The sequence below is a fragment of the Microbulbifer variabilis ATCC 700307 genome, assembly GCF_000380565.1.
Classification (GTDB): domain Bacteria; phylum Pseudomonadota; class Gammaproteobacteria; order Pseudomonadales; family Cellvibrionaceae; genus Microbulbifer; species Microbulbifer variabilis.
Genome location: NZ_AQYJ01000026.1, coordinates 403830 through 423930 on the forward strand (window position 1 = coordinate 403830; position 20101 = coordinate 423930).

Consider the following 20101-nt stretch of genomic DNA (forward strand, 5'->3'; position numbering starts at 1 on the left):
ACGCTCCCCGCACTTCGCGATTTTTGAAAAGGTGACTCTTATACCGCCTCCAGCAGGTTCACCATTAACTGTAGGGATTCCCGCCCGCGAAATTCATTGACATCCAACTTGTAGGCCAAACGCACTCTTTCGGCAGCCTGCGGCCACTGATCTGTGTCCACATTAAAGGCGATGGCATCCAGTGCCAGTTGCGGAGCCTGCGGCGGGGCAACCACCATTTTTAGGTGGCGCTCACCAACGATTCGCTGTTGCAGCAGCAGAAACTCCCCATCGAAGACCGGCTCGGGAAACGCCTGGCCCCAAGGGGCGCAGGCGCGCAACAAGGCTGCAGTTTGCAGGGTGTAATCTGCAATATCCAATTCACCATCAGAGTCGATCACTGCCTGTAATTGATTTTCATCCAGGCGGTTGCGCACTGCCCGCTCAAACTCGGTACGAAAGGCACTGAGGTGCTCCGCCGGCAAGCTCAAGCCCGCGGCCATGGCGTGACCGCCGAATTTACTGATCAATTCAGGATTGGCTGCAGCCACATCGCTCAGGGCATCGCGGATATGTAAACCGGGAATGGAGCGCGCAGAGCCTTTCACCAGGCCATTATCCCCTTCTGCAAAGGCAATTACCGGGCGGTGGAATTTCTCCTTGATACGGCTGGCGAGGATACCCACTACCCCCTGGTGCCAATTAGTATCGTAGAGGCAAAGACTCCAGGGAATCTCCCCCTCAAGCTGTAGTTCTTCCAACGCCGCCAGGGCTTCCCGCTGCATACCCTGCTCTATTGCCTTGCGGTCCCGGTTGAGCCTATCCAGCTCCCCCGCCAGCTCTCGGGCCTCATTGGGATCGCGGGTCAGGAGGCAGCGGATGCCGGTACCAATATCATCCAGGCGCCCGGCAGCATTGATCCGCGGCCCCAGGGTAAAACCGATATCTGTAGTGGAAAGCCTTCGCTGATCGCGCCCCGCCACTTCCAACAGTGCGGAAATCCCGGGCCGGCAACGGCCGGAACGGATACGGGCGATACCCTGGTGCACCAGGATGCGATTGTTATGATCCAGAGGCACCAAATCTGCCACAGTGCCTAATGCCACCAGGTCGAGGTACTCAGCCATATTCGGCGGGACTATGCCACTCTGTTCAAACCAGCCGCACTCCTGCAGAGCACTGCGCAGGCGGCTCAACAGATAGAAAATCACTCCCACACCGGCGAGATTCTTGCTGGGAAAATCACAGCCCGGTTGGTTTGGATTGACGATGGCATCAGCCTCTGGCAACTCACTGCCCGGCAGGTGGTGATCGGTTACGATCACCGTCATCCCCGCCGCCTTGGCCGCTGCAACTCCATCGATGCTGCTGATGCCGTTATCTACTGTGACCAGCATATCCGGGGCATAATCTTTGGCCACCTCAACGATTTCCGGGGTCAACCCATAGCCGAAATCGAAGCGGTTCGGCACGAGGAAGTCAACACCCGAAGCTCCCATGGCCCCCAACGCCAGTACGGCGAGCGTGCTGCTGGTAGCACCGTCGGCATCGAAGTCACCGACAATCAAGATCTTCTGTTGCGCTCGCACGGTTTCCACCAGCAGTGTCACCGCTGTATCCAGCCCCCGCATCAACTGAGGTTGCTGCAGCTTGGCGAGACTGTGGTTCAGGGCCTCCTCGCTGACGATACCGCGACCAAGCAGTACCCTCTGCAAAATTTTGGGAGTTTCAGAAGCAAAACGGCCAGTGGAAAAATCCACTGGCCGCCGCTGAATTGTTGTATTCATTCTCTCTCAGCTATTTTTAATCCGGCCGCCAAGTCCCTCGCTGCGCCAGCTAGTGCCCTTCGGACAACATGGTCGCCATATAGTCGTGCACCTGGGACAAGTCGTTGGGCAGCACCTTGAATCGCTCTTCGCGCTGCCAGAGGTCCTGCATATGTGCCGGTAAGGGAATTTTAGTTTGTGGCAGTGCCTGCGCCACAGCATCGGGGAATTTTGCCGGGTGTGCAGTGGATAAGCAAACCATTGGCTGCTCAGCAGAGCGGCGCACCCTTCTTGCGGCCTCGACACCAATAGCGGTATGGGGATCGAGCAGATAGCCGGTCGCCTGGTACTGCTCACGAATCACCTCAATAGTACGCGCATCGTCGACCCTATAGCTGGAAAATGTCTTTTGGGCCTGCGCCAGGGCCGATTCGCTCAAGTGCATAGGCACACTGCGATCTGCCAGCAACTCCGCCACTGCGGCACCATCGCGGCCGTAGAGATCAAACAGCAGGCGCTCAAAATTGCTCGACACCATGATATCCATGCTGGGCGACAGGCTGTGTATCAGCGGCTTAGGGGTGTGGTCGTTATCGCTGATGCAGCGGTGCAGGATATCGTTGGCATTAGTGGCGATCACCAGTTGATCGATAGGCAGCCCCATCCGCTTCGCCAGGTAACCGGCAAAAATATCGCCAAAGTTGCCAGTGGGCACGGAGAAATTTACCGTTTTATCTGATGCGCCCAGGCGCAAGGCCGCGTAAAAGTAGTAGACAATCTGCGCCATAATACGCGCCCAATTAATGGAGTTCACCGCCACTAAACGGCGCCCATCGGGCAAAAAGGAATGGTTGGCGAAGCTGGCCTTCACCATATTCTGGCAATCGTCGAAATTACCTTCCATGGCGATATTGAACACATTGTCCGACAACACCGTGGTCATCTGCCGACGCTGCACCTCTGAGACCCGGTTATGGGGATGCAAAATAAAAATATCGATATTGTCGCAGTGGCGGCAGCCTTCAATCGCCGCCGAACCGGTATCCCCGGAAGTAGCTCCCATCACCACCACGCGCTCACCACGCTTTTTCAGCAGGTGGTCGAACAACTGACCGAGAAACTGCAGGGCAAAATCTTTAAAGGCCAGAGTTGGGCCGTGGAAAAGCTCCAGAATCCACTCGTTGGTATCGGTCTGCACCAAAGGCGCTACCGCCCTGTGACGAAACTGACCCTGCCCCAAACCATAGGAGCGCTCGATAATATCGCGTAGCTCCCGCTCATTGAGATCCTCTCCCACAAACGGCCGGATAATTTCAAAAGCCAGCTGCTGGTAATCCAGACCCGCCATAGCCGCAATATCCTCTCGGGAAAATTGCGGCAGTGACTCCGGTACATAGAGGCCGCCATCACTGGCAAGCCCGGTGAGAACAGTATCGGCAAAAGAGAGAGACGGCGCGCGGCCGCGAGTACTGATAAATTTCACGGTGTTAATTGGCTCTCAAACTTAGCGGGATGTACAGAAAACTGGCAACGCTCCTCTCGGGAACAGTACCAAATAAGCGACAAAGGTAAGGATCAGCCAAGGCTTTCCACGCGAATTCGCACCACATCACCCTCAACCGTATCCAGGGCTTCAATCTGAGCGACTGCTTCACGCAGGCAGGCCTCTCTGGCGCGGCTGGTCAGGATCACCACCGGCACCAACTCCTCACCTTCCGAAGGCTCGTGCTGAATCAAGGCCTCAATACTAATACCCTGATCACTGCAAATAGTGGCCACCTTAGACATAACACCGGGCTTATCATGGGCAGATATGCGCAGATAATAGCTGGTAACCACCTCTTCTTCCGGCAGCACCTGGGTATCTCCCTGCTCGGTAAGTGCCACCCCGGCAGCGGGCACTCGCTGGTCTGGCCTGGCATCAAGGGTACGCGCCACATCGACAATATCAGCAATCACAGCTGAAGCTGTGGCCTCCGCACCAGCACCAGCGCCGTAATACAGGGTCGGCCCAACCGCATCACCATTCACAAGCACAGCGTTCATAACCCCATTTACATTGGCAATCAGGCGGCGCTGGGGGATCAGTGTCGGATGTACTCGCAGCTCCACCCCTTGATCTGTACGGCGGGCAATACCCAAATGCTTGATTCTATAGCCGAGTTCATCGGCATAGCGGATGTCTTCGCTGGAGATGCGGCTGATGCCCTCGGTATACACCTTGTCGAAAGCGAGCGGCATAGTGAATGCCAGAGAAGCCATAATCACCAGCTTGTGCGCTGCATCAATACCTTCCACATCGAAAGTGGGATCGGCCTCCGCATAGCCGAGCGCTTGCGCCTGGGACAGCGCCTCAGCGAAGCTGCGGCCCTTATCGCGCATTTCGGTGAGAATATAGTTACCCGTGCCGTTTATAATACCCGCGAGCCACTGAATCCGGTTGCCGACCAGCCCCTCGCGCAAGGATTTTATAATCGGAATACCCCCAGCCACGGCAGCCTCATAGGCAATAGTGACTCCTTTGCTGGCAGCTAACTCAAACAGTTCATTGCCATGCTCGGCTATCAGCGCTTTGTTAGCAGTAACAACATGCTTGCCATTCTCTATGGCTGCTAATACCAGCTCACGGGCCACAGTAGTGCCACCGATTAACTCCACCAGAATGTCGACATCGGGATTGTTGGCAACATCGAAAATTTCCCGCGTTACATTCAGTCGGCTGGTGTCACAGTCCGGGTTATCCCGGCGCGCCCCAACCTGCTCAATAGCCACCGGGCGCCCACAGCGTGCGGCCACTTCCTCCGCATTGCGTGCCAGGACATTGATCGTCCCACCACCCACTGTGCCCAGGCCGCACACACCAATTCTCACTGCACGCTGCGTTTTTCCTGCAACCACCTGACCAACTGCCCCCGCAGACTCTTCAATTGTTGCGCTCACAAATTCCCTCCGCGCATTTGCTCCCGGCCCAACGTAAATACACTAAAATATCACTCCGGGGCACAGCGCAATAAATATCAACAAAGTCGACAAAAGATCGACAACCTTACCGAGAGATACGCAATAAATCCAATTAAATTGCGCACCGGCTTTAGGCATCCTCAAATAAGGGCATTTGACACTTCTGTCACCATAAAACACTTCTTGAAACAGATACCATCCTCAGTAGATGCTATATAAGCATCTACTAGCATCAGGTGCCAACAACCTGCGAAATTGCATATACCGCGCCTTTTCCAGAAAAATGGGCGCCCTGAAAACTGACTCAGATAGCGGTCGAGTAATGAAAAAAACTCTTATCCTGTACACTGGCGGAACCCTGGGCATGCGTCGAAGCGAGTCCGGCTACATCCCGGATGCCGATTTGGAAGGCGCTCTAGAACGCCTTTTACAAGATGCCATTGGCCAGCTCCCAAGCTATGACTTTCAGGCTCTCGACCCACTGCTGGATAGCGCTAATATGCAGCCTCGGGACTGGTATCGTATTGCCACCCTGATACGCGACAACTATAGCCAGTACTCCGGCTTTGTCGTGTTGCACGGTACCGACACCATGGCCTATACCGCATCCGCACTCTCTTTTGCGCTTCAGGGCCTGGCCAAACCAGTACTGGTTACCGGCTCGCAGATTCCCCTGAGGGAGATGCGAAGTGATGCTTACAACAACCTGATTGCCGCCCTTTTGCTCAGTGGTTCCGATGAAATCAAGGAGATCTGTCTCTACTTCAACGGCAAACTGTTGCGAGGTAACCGCGCTGTTAAAGTGAGTTCAGGCTCACTGGATGCCTTTACCAGTCCGAACTATCCATGCCTTGGTGAAGTGGGCATTCAGATCAACATTGATCGCAACGCCTTACTGGAACCCGGTGGTGCTACACAATTCCAAATCCCGGAATCCGCTGATGGCGATGTTGTACTAATAAAGCTTTTCCCCGGCATTTCCTCCCTCTTCCTCAGTAAGGTCATTGAACATCGCCCGCGAGGCTTGGTGATAGAGACCTATGGTACCGGTAATGCACCCACCGATGACTGTGCCTTTACCTCACAACTGGAGAAAGCTACGGAGTTGGGCATTATCTGTGTAGCCGTATCCCAGTGCCTCGAAAATGTAGTAGACCTAGGCAAGTATGCAGCGGGCTCTGCCTTATTACGCGCAGGTGTTATTGGTGGATTGGATATGACCAGCGAAGCTTGTTTTGCCAAGTTAAATCACTTATTAGCTATGGGCTATCCAACCGATAAAATCAAAGAACTGATGGAAACTTCACTGTGTGGAGAGTGTACCCCCAGTTAAATAGAGTGGGAAATCGGCATACCCAGGGAGTGGTTAATAAAATATTGGGAAGGATTTTCCGGGCATTGGAACCAGAAGCAGATAATCGATGAGTAACGACTTCTCACAAAACTTACGCCTTTTGTGCAGTTTCTACCGCTCAATCGCCGAAGTGTGCAGGCGTATGGAGGTTAATCGGGCGCAATTTAATAAATATCTGAATGGTCATACCCAACCTTCGCAGTACACTCTCAATAAAATCTGCCATTTTTTTGGGGTTGAGCCTCACGAAATTATGATGCCTCATGAACAGTTTGATCAGATTGTTCGTGTACGCAGCACACCCTCAAGTACAAAAGAAGCAATACGCCCATACAGTCCGGATATCGACATTCTCATGCGTGAATCCCAGGGCCGGGCGGATAAGTACCTGGGCTTCTATTTTGAGTATCACTACTCCATGACCTTTCCGGATCATATTGTTCGCAGCCTGCTACATATAGAGTCCGATGGAGATGGCTATTACTTCCAGCGCTTTGAGCGTATGCGCTATCCGAACAGGGAGGAATGGTACAAATCCCGCTATAAGGGAATGCTCTTTTTTCTTTCTGAGCGCATATTCCTGATTGGTTACGAAGCCCTGACACGAAATGAGATAGCACAAACTATTCTCTACCCAACCTATAAGAGCCGCGTCAGTTATTTATCAGGCCTCAAGCTTGGTGCTTCCGCCAATGACAGACGGGAACCCGTCTGCACCAAAGTGGTTTTGGAGTCCCTTGGACGAAATATCAGTATTAAAAATGCATTGAAGCTTTGCGGCGTTTTTGGTCCGGACTCAGGTGAAATCAACCCGAATATCCGTGAAAACATCCAGACCTCAACTACTGAGGGCCCGCAGAATTTTTTTGCCACCCCACTTTAAACAACAAAGCCCCTTTTCACTTAAGGGGTCAATTTACCGCAACAAAAAGGCGAACCTCAGAGCAAAGTAAACCTTGCTCTCTACGCACTCGCCCACATGCAGATAAAGAGAAAACAGGAATCAATATGACCAATGATTTCCATACACTAAAACCCATGCCCGTATTCAGCGCCGGCAGCGCAACACGAGTTGAGCGCGACCTGCTGGGGGAGCGTGAAGTGCCTGCAGATGTTTATTTTGGCATCCAGACACTGCGCGCCCTGGAAAATTTCCAGATAACGGGGATTACCGTGAATCACTTCCCCAACCTGGTAAAAGCCCTGGCGATGGTCAAAAAGGCTGCGGCACAGGCCAACCGGGAACTGGGCTATCTTGAAAACAACCTGCAAACAGCCATTGCGGGCGCCTGTGATGAAATTATCGACGGCAAACTGCACGACCAGTTTCTTGTGGACATGATTCAGGGGGGGGCCGGCACCTCCACCAATATGAATGCCAATGAAGTTATAGCTAATCGCGCACTGGAGCTGTTGGGGCATAGTAAAGGCGAATACCAAAAAGCCCACCCTAACAACCACGTAAACCTGTCACAGTCCACTAACGATGTTTACCCAACCTCCATCAACCTGGCCGTACTGCTTAGCTACAACGATTTGGTACAGTCTATGGAGGTTCTCTGTGTCGAATTCGATAAAAAGGCCGAAGAATTCGCTCAGGTTATAAAAATGGGGCGTACCCAGCTGCAAGATGCTGTCCCCATGACTCTGGGGCAAGAGTTTGCTGCCTTCGCCGCAACCGTTCGTGAAGATGTCGCCAGAGTCAAGGAGCTGGTGACACTGTTTACAGAAATCAATATGGGCGGTACCGCGATTGGCACAGGCATCAATACTGACCCCGAGTACCGCCAGTTAGTTGTTTCAGCCCTTTCTGAAATTTCCGGCATAGATTTTGTCTGCGCAGAAAATCTGGTTGAGGCGACTTCCGATATGGGCGCCTTCGTAATGTTTTCCGGCGTGATGAAACGTATCGCGGTAAAAATCTCAAAAATTTGCAGCGACCTGCGTTTATTATCCAGCGGCCCACGCGCCGGCCTCAATGAAATCAACCTCCCACCAATGCAGCCCGGCTCATCGATTATGCCCGGCAAGGTAAACCCCGTAATTCCAGAAGTGGTTAACCAGGTCGCCTACCAGGTAATTGGCAACGATCTGACCATTACCCTGGCAGCAGAGTCCGGCCAGCTACAGTTAAACGTTATGGAACCTGTAATCGCCTTTAACCTGCTGCAGTCTATGCGACTGATGACTCAAGCTATGGATACCCTGGCACAACGCTGTATCAGTGGCATCACCGCCAATGAGGAGCACTGCCTGCAGATGGTGGAAAACAGCATTGGCCTGATCACTGCGGTAAATCCATTTATCGGCTACGAAAATGCGACCCGTATAGCCAAACAAGCATTGATTACCGGGGCCAGCGTGAAACAGCTAATTTTAGAAGATGGGCTGCTAAGCGAGGAGGAACTCAATGATATTCTTGCTCCGGAAAATATGACCCAACCCAGGAAAGTATCCTTGAAAAGCCCTGCTTAATAGAGAGACGCCGGCAGCTCAGCTGCCGGCTTATCAGGCTCGGAAAGGATTAAATACCCAGCTCCTTAACTAAAGATGCCGGCGGTAGATAACCCGGTACCACTCGACCATCTTCCATTACGATAGTAGGCGTACCACGGACATCAATCGCCTCATTGCCGAGCTTGTATTGAGCCGCCACTGGATTGTTATCGCAAACCTTAAGGGGCACATTCTCCCGGTTTTTCAGAGCGGTCAATGTTTTATTACTGTCGTCAGCACACCATGCGGTAGCGAGCTTGCGGTACCCCAGAGACTGCAAACCACCTCTCGGGAACGCTAGGTAGCGCACCTCAATACCACGTTTATTCAGCTCAGGCACATCCTGGTGCAGCTTGCGGCAATAACCACAATCCACATCGGTAAATACATAGATGCTCGCCTTGGTCTCCCCCTTCGGAGAGAACACAATCATGTCCTTAACATCCTGATTGCCCATCACCTTGGCCCGATGACCGGCCCTACGCGTCTCAGAGAGGTTAGCGAGGCCACCTCCACTCTTCACCTGAAACAAGTCGCCGTAGATAAAATGACCGCCGTCTTCTGAGACAAATAGGGTAGTGTTGCCACCATCTACATCCACCTCATAGAGTCCTCTAATTGGGCTCTTACGCACATCGCCATAAGTGGCCTTGGGGTTACCAGTCTCCAGGCGAGCCTTTATGGCTTTTGCAACATTTGCGTCGACTTCCGCCAGGGCCGCAGATCCAAGCAGGCCGAGCAGTAAACCAGCGAATGCTAGTGGCTTCTTGATAAGCATCATTACCGATTGCTCCTTAAATTCTCAATGGGCTTCGACTCAAACGTCGGCCTTCAGTTCCAGCCAGTATGGCAGCTAATTACCGTAACCGGTCTCAATGGCGCGTTTTAACATATTCAGGCACAGGGAACTACGCCCTAATGCCAAGGTTGTGAGCTGAACAACCGAAACTTACAAATATTTGTTTTTATGTGAGGATTGGGATTTCCGGGCCTCACCAGCCTTTATCCACCACCGGCTGGCCACTCACTTACCCTGCCAGGTTGGCGGCCACTCCCACAAGAGCTGATTAGAGGGTAAATGACCTAAGGGTCCCATCGCTCAAAATCTATCAGGCACAAAAAAGCCGGGACCATTTGGCCCCGGCTTTTTCGTGAGCTGCTAGAGAAGTACTTAGTTAAGCTTCTCTTTGATACGCGCCGCTTTACCAGTCAGGTTGCGCAGGTAGTACAACTTAGCCTGACGCACGTCACCACGACGCTTCACCTTAATACTGTCAACCAGCGGGCTGTGAGTTTGGAAAGTACGCTCTACACCAACGCCATGGGAGATTTTACGCACGGTGAAAGAGGAGTTCAGGCCACGGTTACGCTTACCGATAACCACACCTTCAAACGCCTGCAGACGCTCACGGTTACCCTCTTTTACTTTTACCTGAACGATTACAGTGTCGCCCGGTGCGAAAGGAGGTACTTCGCTCTTCAGCTGTTCCTGCTCCAGCTGTTGGATAATTTTGTTAGTCATTTGGATTTGCTCCCAAATAGAGTTTGTGTAGCTTCTCAGCTAGTTCACCGAACTACTCCCGCCTCCCGGCGAATCCGGCATCAATTTTTTAGGACTTCTGCTCCTGCTGAATTTCCTCCAGCAGCTGCTTCTGCTCCTTATCCAGCTCCATCCCTTCCAAAAGGTCAGGGCGGCGCTGTTGTGTGCGCACCAGTGCCTGCTTGAGGCGCCAACGGCGTATTCTTTCATGGTTGCCCGAGAGCAACACTTCCGGCACCGCTACGCCCCGGTACTGCTCTGGCCGGGTGTAGTGGGGACAGTCCAGCAGCCCCGAGGAAAAAGAGTCCTCAACTGCAGACTGATCGTGTCCTAAAGCACCGGGAATCAGGCGGGTAATCGCATCCACCATCACCATAGCAGCCAATTCGCCACCGCTAAGGACATAGTCACCAATAGACCACTCTTCGTCGATCATTGATTCGACAATGCGCTCATCTATCCCCTCATAGCGCCCAGCCAGCAGAACCAGATTGCCAGCTTCGGAAAGGTCTTCGACCCCGCGCTGATCCAGTTGCCGCCCTTGGGGAGACAGATAGATACTTCGTACAGCCTTACCATCCTCACCGGCCCAGCTGCGAGCAGCCTGTAAAGCCTGGTAAAGGGGTTCAGCCATCATCACCATTCCGGGACCACCACCGTAAGGTCGATCATCCACAGTGCGGTGTTTGTCACTGGTGAACTCCCGAGGGTTCCAGCAGCGCACTTCCAACAGGCCATCTTTCACAGCCCGGCCGCTGACGCCATACTCGGTCAATGCGGCAAACATTTCCGGGAAAATGCTTACCAGAGCGATTCTTTTTGTCATCGCCCAAACGCCTTAAAAAGCCGGGTCCCAGTCGACGGTAATTACACCGGCTTCCAGGTCAATATCTGCAATAAACTGGTCTGGCAAATAGGGAATCAAGCGCTCGCGCTTATCATCACCTCCGCGCACCACCAACACATCATTGGCGCCAGTTTCCATCATGCGTGCGACAATACCAAAGTCGTGCTCTCCGCCGTTGAAACGGCTGATAACCCGTAAACCTTCGAGCTGGTGCCAGTAGTACTCGCCCTGCCCCAGTTCCGGCATAAGATCACGCGCAACGGCAATATCACGCTGGCAAAGTTGAGCCGCTAAATCGCGGTCATCCACGCCTTTCACATGTACAATCAATCCCTTTCCGTGACGCTTACCAGCGTCGACTTCCAGGGCCTCCCAGCCTTTCGGCCCCCGCAACCACCAATTGGGGAATTGCAGGATGTTGTCCATCGGCTCGGTATAGGAGTGAACCTTGACCCAGCCGCGCACACCATAAACGGTAGTCACGCGCCCTACAGTGACCAATTGATCGGAGTTCTCACCGCTATTCGTCACAGGCGCACCACTTACGCGCAAATTAAGCGGATTCTTTCAGCAGCTTGCTGACGCGGTCAGAAACCTGTGCGCCGCGGCCCAGCCAAAAGTCAACGCGCTCACGATCGATACGCAGACGCTCTTCCTGGCCACGAGCAACCGGGTTGAAGAATCCAACACGCTCAATGAAACGACCGTCGCGGGAATTGCGGCTGTCGGTTACGGTCAGGTGATAGAACGGACGCTTTTTAGCGCCGCCACGAGCCAAACGAATGGTTACCATGTAACTTTCCTGTAGATTCAAATACTGGATGGCTGTGTTGAGCAGCCACCTATACAACTTCGCCGGCAGCTCACCCAGCGAAAGGCGGCGTATTCTAATGTACCGCAGGGGATTTGTATAGCGATTCATCGGGCCGCAACAGCGGCCCAAAAGGCACTATTTCTTCTTAAAACCAGGAGGCAAACCACCAGGCAGGCCACCCATGCCGCCAACACCTCCGGGCATACCGCCACCCATGCCAGGCAGGCCGCCAAGGCCGCGCATCATTTTGCCCATACCGCCGCCTTTGAGCTTCTTCATCATTTTACCCATCTGCTTGTGCTGCTTGAGCAGACGATTCAAATCCTGTAACTGGGTGCCGGAACCGGCCACAATGCGGCGCTTACGCGAACCGTTAAGCAGCTCAGGGTTACGGCGCTCAGCGGGGGTCATAGAGGAAATAATCGCATCCATTCGCTTGAACTCTTTGCCCATATCAGCCTGCTGGGCTGCCTGGGCAACGCCTCCCATGCCCGGCATTTTTTCAAGCAATGAACCAAAGCCACCCATATTCTGCATTTGCTGTAGCTGATCGCGAAGATCTTCAAGGTCAAAACCTTTACCCTTCTGGACTTTCTTAACCAGCTTTTCTGCCTTCTCCTTATCGATTTTTTGCTCAGCCTCTTCGATCAGAGACAGAATATCGCCCATTCCCAAAATACGGGAGGCAATTCGATCTGGGTGGAAGGTCTCCAGAGCGTCAGTTTTTTCACCGACACCGATAAACTTGATCGGCTTACCAGTCACATGACGCACAGACAACGCCGCACCACCGCGGGCATCACCGTCAGCTTTTGTCAGGATAACCCCGGTCAGCGGCAGGGCTTCATTAAAGGCACTAGCAGTGTTCACCGCGTCCTGACCGATCATCGCATCAATCACAAACAGGGTTTCTGCAGGGTTTAGCTCACTGTGTAGTTCGCGAATCTCGTCCATCAGCTGACTATCAATATGCAGACGACCAGCGGTATCGACGATAAGCACATCAGCAAACTGTTTGCGCGCAGCATCTACAGCACCTTTGGCGATATCCAAAGGCTTCTGCTCAGCCTCCGACGGGTGAAACAATGCACCCACTTCACCCGCCAGAGTCTCCAATTGCTTGATTGCGGCAGGGCGGTACACATCCGCACTCACCACCATTACCTTTTTCTTTTCCCGCTCCTGCAGGTACTTGGCCAGTTTGGCAACACTGGTGGTCTTACCGGCACCCTGCAAACCCGCCATCAGGATTACTGCTGGGGGCTGGACAGCAAGGTTAAGTGGCTCAGCAGCGGCCCCCATCACCTTAACCAGCTCATCCTGAACAATCTTGACGAACTGCTGCCCCGGATTCAGAGCCTTGCTAACCTTCTGCCCCACAGCTGCCGTGCGCACCTGCTGCACGAAAGCCTTAACCACTGGCAAGGCGACATCCGCCTCTAGCAGAGCCTTGCGTACCTCACGCAAGGTGTCGCGGATATTGTCATCGGTCAGGCGCGCCTTGCCGGTGACTTTCTTTAGGGCCGCCGATAAGCGGTCACTCAGGTTATCGAACATAAATTCGTCTCGATGTCTCCGATTGCGGATTGGACCCCAGTGCGGAGGGCCGCGAAATTTGAGGGAGCCTCTTCTAACTCCCACTTTGAGGCGCGGCAGTATAGCCCAGGTACCCTCACAGCAGAAATATCACCAGATCTTCCCTGTTCCAGCGGGCTGTGACACACTCCTCTTCTATTGCAATAAAAGATACGGATCTATTCAATGGCGGCATTCGCCCACTGGACGGCAATCGCTCTCTACATAGCTACAACTGCAGTCGCAGCAGGTGCCCTCGCCCGCGAGCGGCAGCCAAATAATAAACTGCTGCTGGGCCTTCTCGCAGGTGCTTTGATCACACATGCGATATCCCTGGGACACACCCTGTTCTCACCCGCAGGATATCGCTTCGACTTACTGGCGATGCTCTCCCTGATCGCCTGGGTGGTAAATCTGTTACTGCTTATTTTGGCTGCAGGTCGCCCACTAACCCTGCTAATCCTAATCTTTGCTCCCATGGGTGCGCTTACAGAGTTCGCGGCATCGCACACCTGGGGTTCTGTTGAGCCACACCAGCAGCTCTCCGCAGGCATTGCCGTACACGCATTGCTTTCAATTTCGGCCTACTCCCTGCTGACCTTGGCCACCCTACAGGCTATTTACCTATTTTATCTTAACCAGCAGCTGCACAACCACAGGCCTGTGGGCGCCACCCGACTGCTACCGCCGCTTCAGAGCATGGAATCCCTGTTATTTGGCTTGGTCGCGTTCGGGCAGCTGTTACTCACCGCCTCACTAATCACAGGTTTTATATTTGTGGGAAATCTTTTTGAGCAGGGCCCACTTCACAAAACCATACTCTCCATCATCGCCTGGGTACTCTACAGCATCCTCCTATGGGGGCACTGGCAGTGGGGCTGGCGGGGCAACACCGCAGTCCGCTGGACGCTGAGCGCCTTTGCTGCACTGATGCTGGCCTATTTTGGCAGCAAACTGGTAATGGAAGTGATTTTGCAGCGCGGGTAACGTGAATGGATAAAACAACTTAAAAGTGACCGGAAAACTTGCGGAGGTCTGCATTCTGTTCCAATATCTCCGCTCCCAAATAAAAAGAGTTCTCCCTTGAACGAGATGCCCCCGGGCCTGCTATTTAGCCTGCTGGCCCTGCTGATTGTTATATCAGCTTTCTTTTCCAGCTCCGAAACCAGCATGATGGCACTCAACCGCTATCGCCTGCGGCACCAGGCAAAAAGCGGCCACCGCGGAGCCAAGCGGGCTATGGAGCTTCTTGCTCGACCCGATAAGCTGATCGGCTCAATTCTTATTGGCAATAACCTCGTTAACGTACTTGTCTCCGTTATTGTTGGCTCTGTCTTTGCTCAAGTGTATGGTGAGATACTCACAACGATAGTATTAACTATCACCCTGTTGATCTTTGCGGAAGTCACCCCAAAGACCATTGCCGCACTGCACCCGGAAAAAATTGCCTTTCCCGCCTCATTTATTTTGCGCCCACTGCAGTGGCTGCTTACTCCTGTTGTTCTCCTGGTGGGTGGTATTTCCAATGGGCTTGCGCGCTTGCTGGGTGTAGAAACAACCGCCAATAGTGACGCCGAACACCTGGCTCCAGATGAACTCAGGACTGTGGTATTTGAGTCCGGCGCACTAATTCCCAGCAAGCACAAAGGCATGCTCCTAAATGTGTTGGACCTGGATCAAGCAACAGTTGAAGACATTATGATCCCACGCAATGAAGTGATGGGGGTTGACCTTGAAAACGGCGCCGAAGAGATTCTCCAACAACTGGCTGAAAGCAGCTTCACTCGCTTGCCAGTTTACAGAGGTGATATCAACAAGGTTGTTGGTATATTGCACCTGCGCCGCGCCGCGCAGATCCTTCGCGATGGCCCCGATAACCTGACCGCCGAGCGCCTCAAGTCCTTTACCGATGAGCCTTATTTTGTTCCGGAAGCCACCCCACTCCCCACTCTGTTAATGAACTTTCAAAAAACCAAGCGTCGTATGGGGTTGGTTGTGGATGAATACGGGGAAGTGATGGGTATTGTCACCCTGGAAGACCTGCTAGAGGAAATAGTTGGCGACTTTACCGCTAGCCAGGTACCTAGTGATGACGAGGAGATTATTGCTTCCGGCGACGGCTGGTATGTGATAGAGGGTGGCACCTCTATTCGGGATATCAACCGCACGCTGGGATGGGACTTACCCACCGATGGCCCTAAAACCTTTAATGGTCTGGCCATGGAACACTTGGAGAGCATCCCTGATGGCAATATCAGCCTCTATATTTTCAATTACCTGGTAGAAATTGAAGAGGTTTCTGAAAAAATGATTACTAAAGCCAGGATCAAAAAAATAGACCGGTGACTGGCCTTAGGTCGTCACCAGTCAATTGCATTAGGCGAAGTCCACCAATAGCCGCTTTACTGGGGCAAAGCTCACCCGATGAACAGGGCTCGGCCCCAACTCTTGCAGTGCCTGCAAATGGGCCTTGGTAGGGTAGCCTTTGTGCCCGGCCATTCCATACCCGGGGTACTCCATATCCAGCACCACCATCTCCCTATCTCGGGTTACTTTGGCAAGAATAGAGGCCGCTGCAATCGCCGCGACTCGATTATCCCCCTGAACCACTGTATCGCAGAGATAACCCCAACTTGGCTTCTTATTACCATCCACCAGAACAAATTCCGGCTGCACTGCCAATTGTTCTACCGCCCGATGCATAGCCAGCAAACTAGCCTGCAGGATATTGATTTGATCAATTTCCTGCACTGTGGCGCGAGCTATGGAATAACTCAGGGCACGCTCTTTAATCTCCCCAAAAAGCTGCTCCCGCCTCTTTTCACTTAACTTTTTTGAGTCTGCCAATCCCACTATTGGCCTGGCAGGGTCCAGAATTACTGCCGCAGCAACAACATCTCCCGCCAGAGGACCGCGCCCCACTTCATCGACACCAGCAAGTAAATCTCCCTGGTAAGTACACACATAGGGAGGAAGCTCTTTTTTAGCGCTCATAATTGATTTCCAGTCGAATCCAACAGACTACAAACAGCATCTGCAGCGCGCTCAGAGGCGTTTCGGCGCAACTGCTGATGGAGGTCATCAAACTCTCTGTGTAGCTGATCTCCGAGTAATGGGTCTTCAAAATAACGCATTAAAGCCGCCCCAAGATTCTCTGCAGTAGCATTACTCTGCAGTATTTCTGGAACCAGCTCCCGCTGAGCTAATAGGTTGGGCAGAGAAACCCAAGGAGTGTGTAGCATTCGAGAAACAATTACATAAGAGATTCGACCCAATTTATAGGCAACCACCATGGGCTTCTTTAACAGCATTGTTTCCAATGTCGCGGTTCCCGAAGCGATTAGCACAGAATCTGCAGCGCTCAGCGCTTTATGAGAGTCTCCCTCTAACAATGTTACCGGAAGACCTGGAAAGTCTTTCAGCTGTTCTTGCAACTCAGTCAGGCGCTGCTCATTCGCCGCTGGAAGCACAAACTTCAGGTCGGCATTGCGCTGGTGACACCAGCGGGCAGTCTGTAAAAACAAAGGGCCCAGCAAGCGCACCTCACCACCACGGCTACCCGGCAACAAGGCTATTACCCTATCGCTTTCACTAAATCCCAGCTCTTTACGCGCGGCAATACTACTCACTTGTAAGGGAATATCATCCGCTAAAGGGTGCCCGACAAACGTCACGGGAACCTGATTCTGCCGATAAAAATCTGCCTCAAATGGTAATAGCGTCAGCATATGGTCTACCGCTCGGGCAATCTTTTTAATTCTGCCACGACGCCAAGCCCAAACCGATGGGCTGACATAATGCATAGTCCGCACTCCCTCTACTTTGAGAGACTCCTCAAGAGATAGATTAAAATCGGGGGAGTCAATACCAATAAAAAGATCTGGCGGATTATCTAAAAAATGCTGACGTAACGATCGGCGGATCTTTAACAACTCAGGTAGCCTTTTTAAAGGCTCAACCAATCCCATTACCGAGAGGCGCTCCATGGGAAAAAGAGATTCCGCACCAAGGGCCAACATTCGTGGACCCGCAATGCCTTCAAACTGAACCTGAGGGAGGCGTTTTTTCAATGCAGCCATCAGACCGGCCCCAAGAATATCTCCCGAAGCCTCACCAACAACAATACCAATACGCACCGGTTTATTATTTTGTGACACGCCTAAAAACCCCTCCTACTTGGGAGCAACTCTTTATATGTATAAATCGCGCAAACTACGCAAAGACTAACTTGGAGAGCCCAAAAGATTAAGGCTCCCCAAATAACCGAGGTTAGCGAACGATACCGCGAGAAGAGGATTGCAAAGAATCTATCCATGGCTGAATCACGGGAGACTGCTCGCGCAACTCAGCCAGAGCCTGCAGAGCCTCCTGCAAAGTAAGACCACGCCTATAGACCGTTTTGTAAGCCTTATTGATCAATGAAATATCATCACGAGAGAAGCCCCGGCGCCTCAGCCCCTCAGCATTAATGGTTTTGGCTTCTGCAGGATTCCCAGCGACCATGACATAGGCAGGGACATCTTTACCAATAGCAGCACCCATTCCTAAAAAAGCATGCTCGCCAACGGTGCAGTTCTGGTGGACTAAACTGTAACCACTGAGAATAGCCCAGTCCTTAACAATCACATGACCGGCAAGACCCACATTGTTAACCAATATAGTGTGGTTACCTACGACGCTATCGTGCCCAATGTGAGCGTAAGCCATAATCAGGTTATCATTTCCGATCGTAGTTTCTCCACGATCCTGCACTGTTCCACGGTGGATAGTGACACCTTCCCGAATAACATTGCTATCGCCGATAACGAGGGTGGTTTCCTCACCACGGTATTTCTTATCGGGTGTGTCCTGACCTACAGAAGCAAATTGGTAGATCCGGTTATTTTTCCCCAACTTAGTGGGCCCACTTAAAACAACATGTGATGCGATATCACAGGCATCACCAACCTCGACGCCAGCTCCAATAATGGAATAGGCTCCGATACTCACCCCGGAACCAATAACAGCTGTCGGATCGACAATAGCTGTGGGGTGGATATTTGTCTGCATTCTGGAATCTACTCCTCAGGTAGTGAAATCTAGGCACTACAGCATCAAATAAATAGCGAAACTGGGACTTTGAAGAAGGCTAAGCATCTAGCCGATCAATCAATGCGCAGGGGTTCTGGGTTCTATACCTTCTTTACAGCGCACAGCAATTCCGCTGAAGCTGCCAGCTCACCATCCACACTGGCTTTACAGGCAAACTTCCAGATATTTCGGCGTACAGAAACAGCCTCAGACTCTAGATCCAGTCTATCACCGGGTATTACCTGACGCTTAAAGCGCGCTTTATCGACACCGCCAAACAGATATAAATAACCATCTTCAGGCTTTTTACCAAAAGTCTTAAACCCTAGTATCCCAGATACCTGAGCCATGGCCTCGACGATCATAACACCGGGAAAGATTGGCATCTGTGGAAAGTGACCATTAAAGACCTCTTCGTTCACAGAAATATTTTTATAGCCTTTAATATATTTCCCTTCCTCCAACTCCACGATCCGGTCTACCAACAAAAATGGATAACGATGCGGCAGATACTCGCGAATTTCACATACATCCATCATTCTAAACGCCCCCAGAAACCACTTCGGGGCGTTAAACGCCCCGAAAACAACAAAAACAATATTTGATCAATTCTTACCGGCTGGACTACTCATTCTTGCCGCTTCGACGGGACAATTCATCCAACTTCTTTTCCAAGTCCTTCACTTTGCGGGCCATTTTATCCAGCTGCCCAAAACGCACAGCGTTGCGACGCCAGGATTGGCTATCAGAGAATGGCAAACCACCGGAGTAAATGCCCGGGCTATCAATGGATTTGGTCACAAAAGTATTGGCCGTAACCTGGCAGCCATCAGCTACCGTTACGTGCCCCGCAATACGCGAACTGCCACCCAGAGCGCAATGCTTTCCGATGATTGCACTGCCTGCTATACCGGTACAGGCGGCTATGGCTGAGTAGTCACCAATTCGCACATTGTGCGCGATTTGAACCAAATTGTCGATCTTGACTCCGCGACCCACTACCGTATCGCCCAAAGCTCCCCGGTCAATACAAGTATTGGCTCCAATTTCAACTTCATCACCAATATCGACTCCACCGAGCTGATAGATCTTGATCCACTCTCCCTTATGGGGTGCAAAGCCAAAACCATCAGCGCCGATCACTACTTGGCTATGGATAATACAATCCCGCCCAACCCTGCAGCCGTGATGCACGATAGCACCAGCGTAGAGGCAGCTCCCCTCCTCAAGAATACTTCCCTCCCCCACAAAGCAGTTGGCTCCCACAGTAACGCGGGGACCTACTGATACATGAGCTTCCACAACAGCGCCAGCACCCACACTGGCCGAGGGATCAACCGTAGCTTTTGGGTGAATTACCGCTGCTGGATGCACACCGGCTTCAGCTTCTGGTGCCGTATTAAATAAGGCACTTGCACGTGCGAAAGCCAAATAGGGGTTATCCACGCACAGGGTGGAAACCGGGCACTCATCGACAAATTCAGTTGTAACCAATACCGCTCCAGCGCTAGTGGTTTTAAGGAAGCGACGATAACTGGGATTTGCCAGGAAGGTCAGTTGGTCAGACACGGCATCCTGCAGGGTGTTAAGGCTGCTAATTTCCTGGTCTTGACTGACATCTGGTGCCATACGCAACTCAGCGCCCAGCTCTAGTGCGAGCTGGGCCAAGGACAAATTGTGTCTCATACAGGGATAATAC

Annotated in this window: 19 protein-coding genes; 5 read left to right on the forward strand and 14 right to left on the reverse strand. The window is 52.3% G+C overall.

Going from position 1 to position 20101, the window contains the following annotated elements:
* Positions 1-38: 38 nt before the first annotated feature.
* From recJ to G367_RS0112640, 3 genes are all read right to left on the reverse strand, one after another.
* The gene (recJ, locus tag G367_RS0112630) at positions 39-1766 is read right to left on the reverse strand and encodes a single-stranded-DNA-specific exonuclease RecJ (RefSeq protein ID WP_020413498.1); all 1728 of its coding nucleotides are present in this window, start codon (positions 1764-1766) and stop codon (positions 39-41) included.
* A 49-nt stretch (positions 1767-1815) separates the two neighbouring features.
* The gene (gene thrC, locus G367_RS0112635; protein WP_020413499.1) at positions 1816-3228 is read right to left on the reverse strand and encodes a threonine synthase; all 1413 of its coding nucleotides are present in this window, start codon (positions 3226-3228) and stop codon (positions 1816-1818) included.
* A 92-nt stretch (positions 3229-3320) separates the two neighbouring features.
* Positions 3321-4643, reverse strand: coding sequence for a homoserine dehydrogenase (locus G367_RS0112640; protein WP_026305096.1), 1323 nt, complete (start codon positions 4641-4643; stop codon positions 3321-3323).
* A 385-nt stretch (positions 4644-5028) separates the two neighbouring features.
* Here G367_RS0112640 and G367_RS0112645 point away from each other — a divergent pair, with 385 nt between their 5' ends.
* The 3 genes from G367_RS0112645 (at position 5029) to aspA (ending at position 8535) form a co-directional block, all read left to right on the forward strand.
* Positions 5029-6039, forward strand: coding sequence for a type I asparaginase (locus tag G367_RS0112645; protein ID WP_040628880.1), 1011 nt, complete (start codon positions 5029-5031; stop codon positions 6037-6039).
* 88 nt (positions 6040-6127) lie between these two features.
* Positions 6128-6943, forward strand: coding sequence for a helix-turn-helix domain-containing protein (locus G367_RS0112650; RefSeq protein WP_020413502.1), 816 nt, complete (start codon positions 6128-6130; stop codon positions 6941-6943).
* A gap of 125 nt (positions 6944-7068) precedes the next feature.
* Positions 7069-8535: an aspartate ammonia-lyase gene (gene aspA / locus G367_RS0112655; RefSeq protein ID WP_020413503.1), complete on the forward strand. Its 1467-nt coding sequence runs from the start codon at positions 7069-7071 to the stop codon at positions 8533-8535.
* Positions 8536-8584: 49 nt separating this feature from the next.
* Here the strand turns inward: aspA and G367_RS0112660 are convergent, their stop codons facing one another.
* The 6 genes from G367_RS0112660 to ffh all read right to left on the reverse strand — a co-directional run bounded on the left by G367_RS0112660 (position 8585) and on the right by ffh (position 13314).
* Positions 8585-9337: a DsbC family protein gene (locus tag G367_RS0112660; RefSeq protein ID WP_020413504.1), complete on the reverse strand. Its 753-nt coding sequence runs from the start codon at positions 9335-9337 to the stop codon at positions 8585-8587.
* 390 nt (positions 9338-9727) lie between these two features.
* Positions 9728-10084: a 50S ribosomal protein L19 gene (rplS, locus tag G367_RS0112665; protein WP_281165165.1), complete on the reverse strand. Its 357-nt coding sequence runs from the start codon at positions 10082-10084 to the stop codon at positions 9728-9730.
* An 82-nt stretch (positions 10085-10166) separates the two neighbouring features.
* Positions 10167-10922: a tRNA (guanosine(37)-N1)-methyltransferase TrmD gene (gene trmD / locus G367_RS0112670; protein WP_020413506.1), complete on the reverse strand. Its 756-nt coding sequence runs from the start codon at positions 10920-10922 to the stop codon at positions 10167-10169.
* A gap of 12 nt (positions 10923-10934) precedes the next feature.
* On the reverse strand, positions 10935-11474 hold the full coding sequence (gene rimM / locus G367_RS0112675; RefSeq protein ID WP_020413507.1) for a ribosome maturation factor RimM: 540 nt from the start codon (positions 11472-11474) through the stop codon (positions 10935-10937).
* A gap of 22 nt (positions 11475-11496) precedes the next feature.
* Positions 11497-11736 (reverse strand): 30S ribosomal protein S16, encoded by a 240-nt coding sequence (rpsP, locus tag G367_RS0112680; protein ID WP_026305099.1) that lies wholly within the window; start codon positions 11734-11736, stop codon positions 11497-11499.
* A 156-nt stretch (positions 11737-11892) separates the two neighbouring features.
* On the reverse strand, positions 11893-13314 hold the full coding sequence (ffh, locus tag G367_RS0112685) for a signal recognition particle protein (protein ID WP_020413509.1): 1422 nt from the start codon (positions 13312-13314) through the stop codon (positions 11893-11895).
* A 204-nt stretch (positions 13315-13518) separates the two neighbouring features.
* On the opposite strand from ffh, the gene G367_RS0112690 reads away from it, so the two are divergent.
* Both G367_RS0112690 and G367_RS0112695 read left to right on the forward strand, forming a co-directional pair.
* Positions 13519-14319 (forward strand): cytochrome C assembly family protein, encoded by an 801-nt coding sequence (locus G367_RS0112690; RefSeq protein WP_020413510.1) that lies wholly within the window; start codon positions 13519-13521, stop codon positions 14317-14319.
* Positions 14320-14415: 96 nt separating this feature from the next.
* Positions 14416-15678, forward strand: coding sequence for an HlyC/CorC family transporter (locus G367_RS0112695; RefSeq protein WP_026305100.1), 1263 nt, complete (start codon positions 14416-14418; stop codon positions 15676-15678).
* A 30-nt stretch (positions 15679-15708) separates the two neighbouring features.
* Here G367_RS0112695 and rnhB read toward each other — a convergent pair whose 3' ends face one another.
* The 5 genes from rnhB to lpxD all read right to left on the reverse strand — a co-directional run bounded on the left by rnhB (position 15709) and on the right by lpxD (position 20088).
* Positions 15709-16326 carry a ribonuclease HII gene (rnhB, locus tag G367_RS0112700; RefSeq protein WP_020413512.1) on the reverse strand — a complete coding sequence of 206 codons (618 nt, stop codon included), beginning with the start codon at positions 16324-16326 and terminating at the stop codon, positions 15709-15711.
* The gene (gene lpxB / locus G367_RS0112705) at positions 16323-17489 is read right to left on the reverse strand and encodes a lipid-A-disaccharide synthase (RefSeq protein WP_020413513.1); all 1167 of its coding nucleotides are present in this window, start codon (positions 17487-17489) and stop codon (positions 16323-16325) included. Before lpxB ends, rnhB begins: the two co-directional genes overlap by 4 nt.
* Before the next feature lie 112 nt (positions 17490-17601).
* Entirely contained in the window at positions 17602-18381 is a 780-nt protein-coding gene (lpxA, locus tag G367_RS0112710; RefSeq protein ID WP_020413514.1) for an acyl-ACP--UDP-N-acetylglucosamine O-acyltransferase, read from the reverse strand.
* A gap of 122 nt (positions 18382-18503) precedes the next feature.
* Entirely contained in the window at positions 18504-18941 is a 438-nt protein-coding gene (gene fabZ / locus G367_RS0112715; RefSeq protein WP_020413515.1) for a 3-hydroxyacyl-ACP dehydratase FabZ, read from the reverse strand.
* 85 nt (positions 18942-19026) lie between these two features.
* On the reverse strand, positions 19027-20088 hold the full coding sequence (gene lpxD / locus G367_RS0112720; protein ID WP_040628788.1) for a UDP-3-O-(3-hydroxymyristoyl)glucosamine N-acyltransferase: 1062 nt from the start codon (positions 20086-20088) through the stop codon (positions 19027-19029).
* Between the last annotated feature and the right edge of the window lie 13 nt (positions 20089-20101).

What these genes read in the sequence shown, in the direction of transcription:
- recJ (WP_020413498.1), bottom strand. Translation starts at nt 1,766, where the DNA reads ATGAATACAACAATTCAGCGGCGGCCAGTGGATTTTTCCACTGGCCGT.
- G367_RS0112645 (WP_040628880.1), top strand. Translation starts at nt 5,029, where the DNA reads ATGAAAAAAACTCTTATCCTGTACACTGGCGGAACCCTGGGCATGCGT.
- G367_RS0112650 (WP_020413502.1), top strand. Translation starts at nt 6,128, where the DNA reads ATGAGTAACGACTTCTCACAAAACTTACGCCTTTTGTGCAGTTTCTAC.
- aspA (WP_020413503.1), top strand. Translation starts at nt 7,069, where the DNA reads ATGACCAATGATTTCCATACACTAAAACCCATGCCCGTATTCAGCGCC.
- G367_RS0112660 (WP_020413504.1), bottom strand. Translation starts at nt 9,337, where the DNA reads ATGATGCTTATCAAGAAGCCACTAGCATTCGCTGGTTTACTGCTCGGC.
- trmD (WP_020413506.1), bottom strand. Translation starts at nt 10,922, where the DNA reads ATGACAAAAAGAATCGCTCTGGTAAGCATTTTCCCGGAAATGTTTGCC.
- rpsP (WP_026305099.1), bottom strand. Translation starts at nt 11,736, where the DNA reads ATGGTAACCATTCGTTTGGCTCGTGGCGGCGCTAAAAAGCGTCCGTTC.
- ffh (WP_020413509.1), bottom strand. Translation starts at nt 13,314, where the DNA reads ATGTTCGATAACCTGAGTGACCGCTTATCGGCGGCCCTAAAGAAAGTC.
- G367_RS0112690 (WP_020413510.1), top strand. Translation starts at nt 13,519, where the DNA reads ATGGCGGCATTCGCCCACTGGACGGCAATCGCTCTCTACATAGCTACA.
- rnhB (WP_020413512.1), bottom strand. Translation starts at nt 16,326, where the DNA reads ATGAGCGCTAAAAAAGAGCTTCCTCCCTATGTGTGTACTTACCAGGGA.
- lpxA (WP_020413514.1), bottom strand. Translation starts at nt 18,381, where the DNA reads ATGCAGACAAATATCCACCCCACAGCTATTGTCGATCCGACAGCTGTT.
- fabZ (WP_020413515.1), bottom strand. Translation starts at nt 18,941, where the DNA reads ATGATGGATGTATGTGAAATTCGCGAGTATCTGCCGCATCGTTATCCA.
- lpxD (WP_040628788.1), bottom strand. Translation starts at nt 20,088, where the DNA reads ATGAGACACAATTTGTCCTTGGCCCAGCTCGCACTAGAGCTGGGCGCT.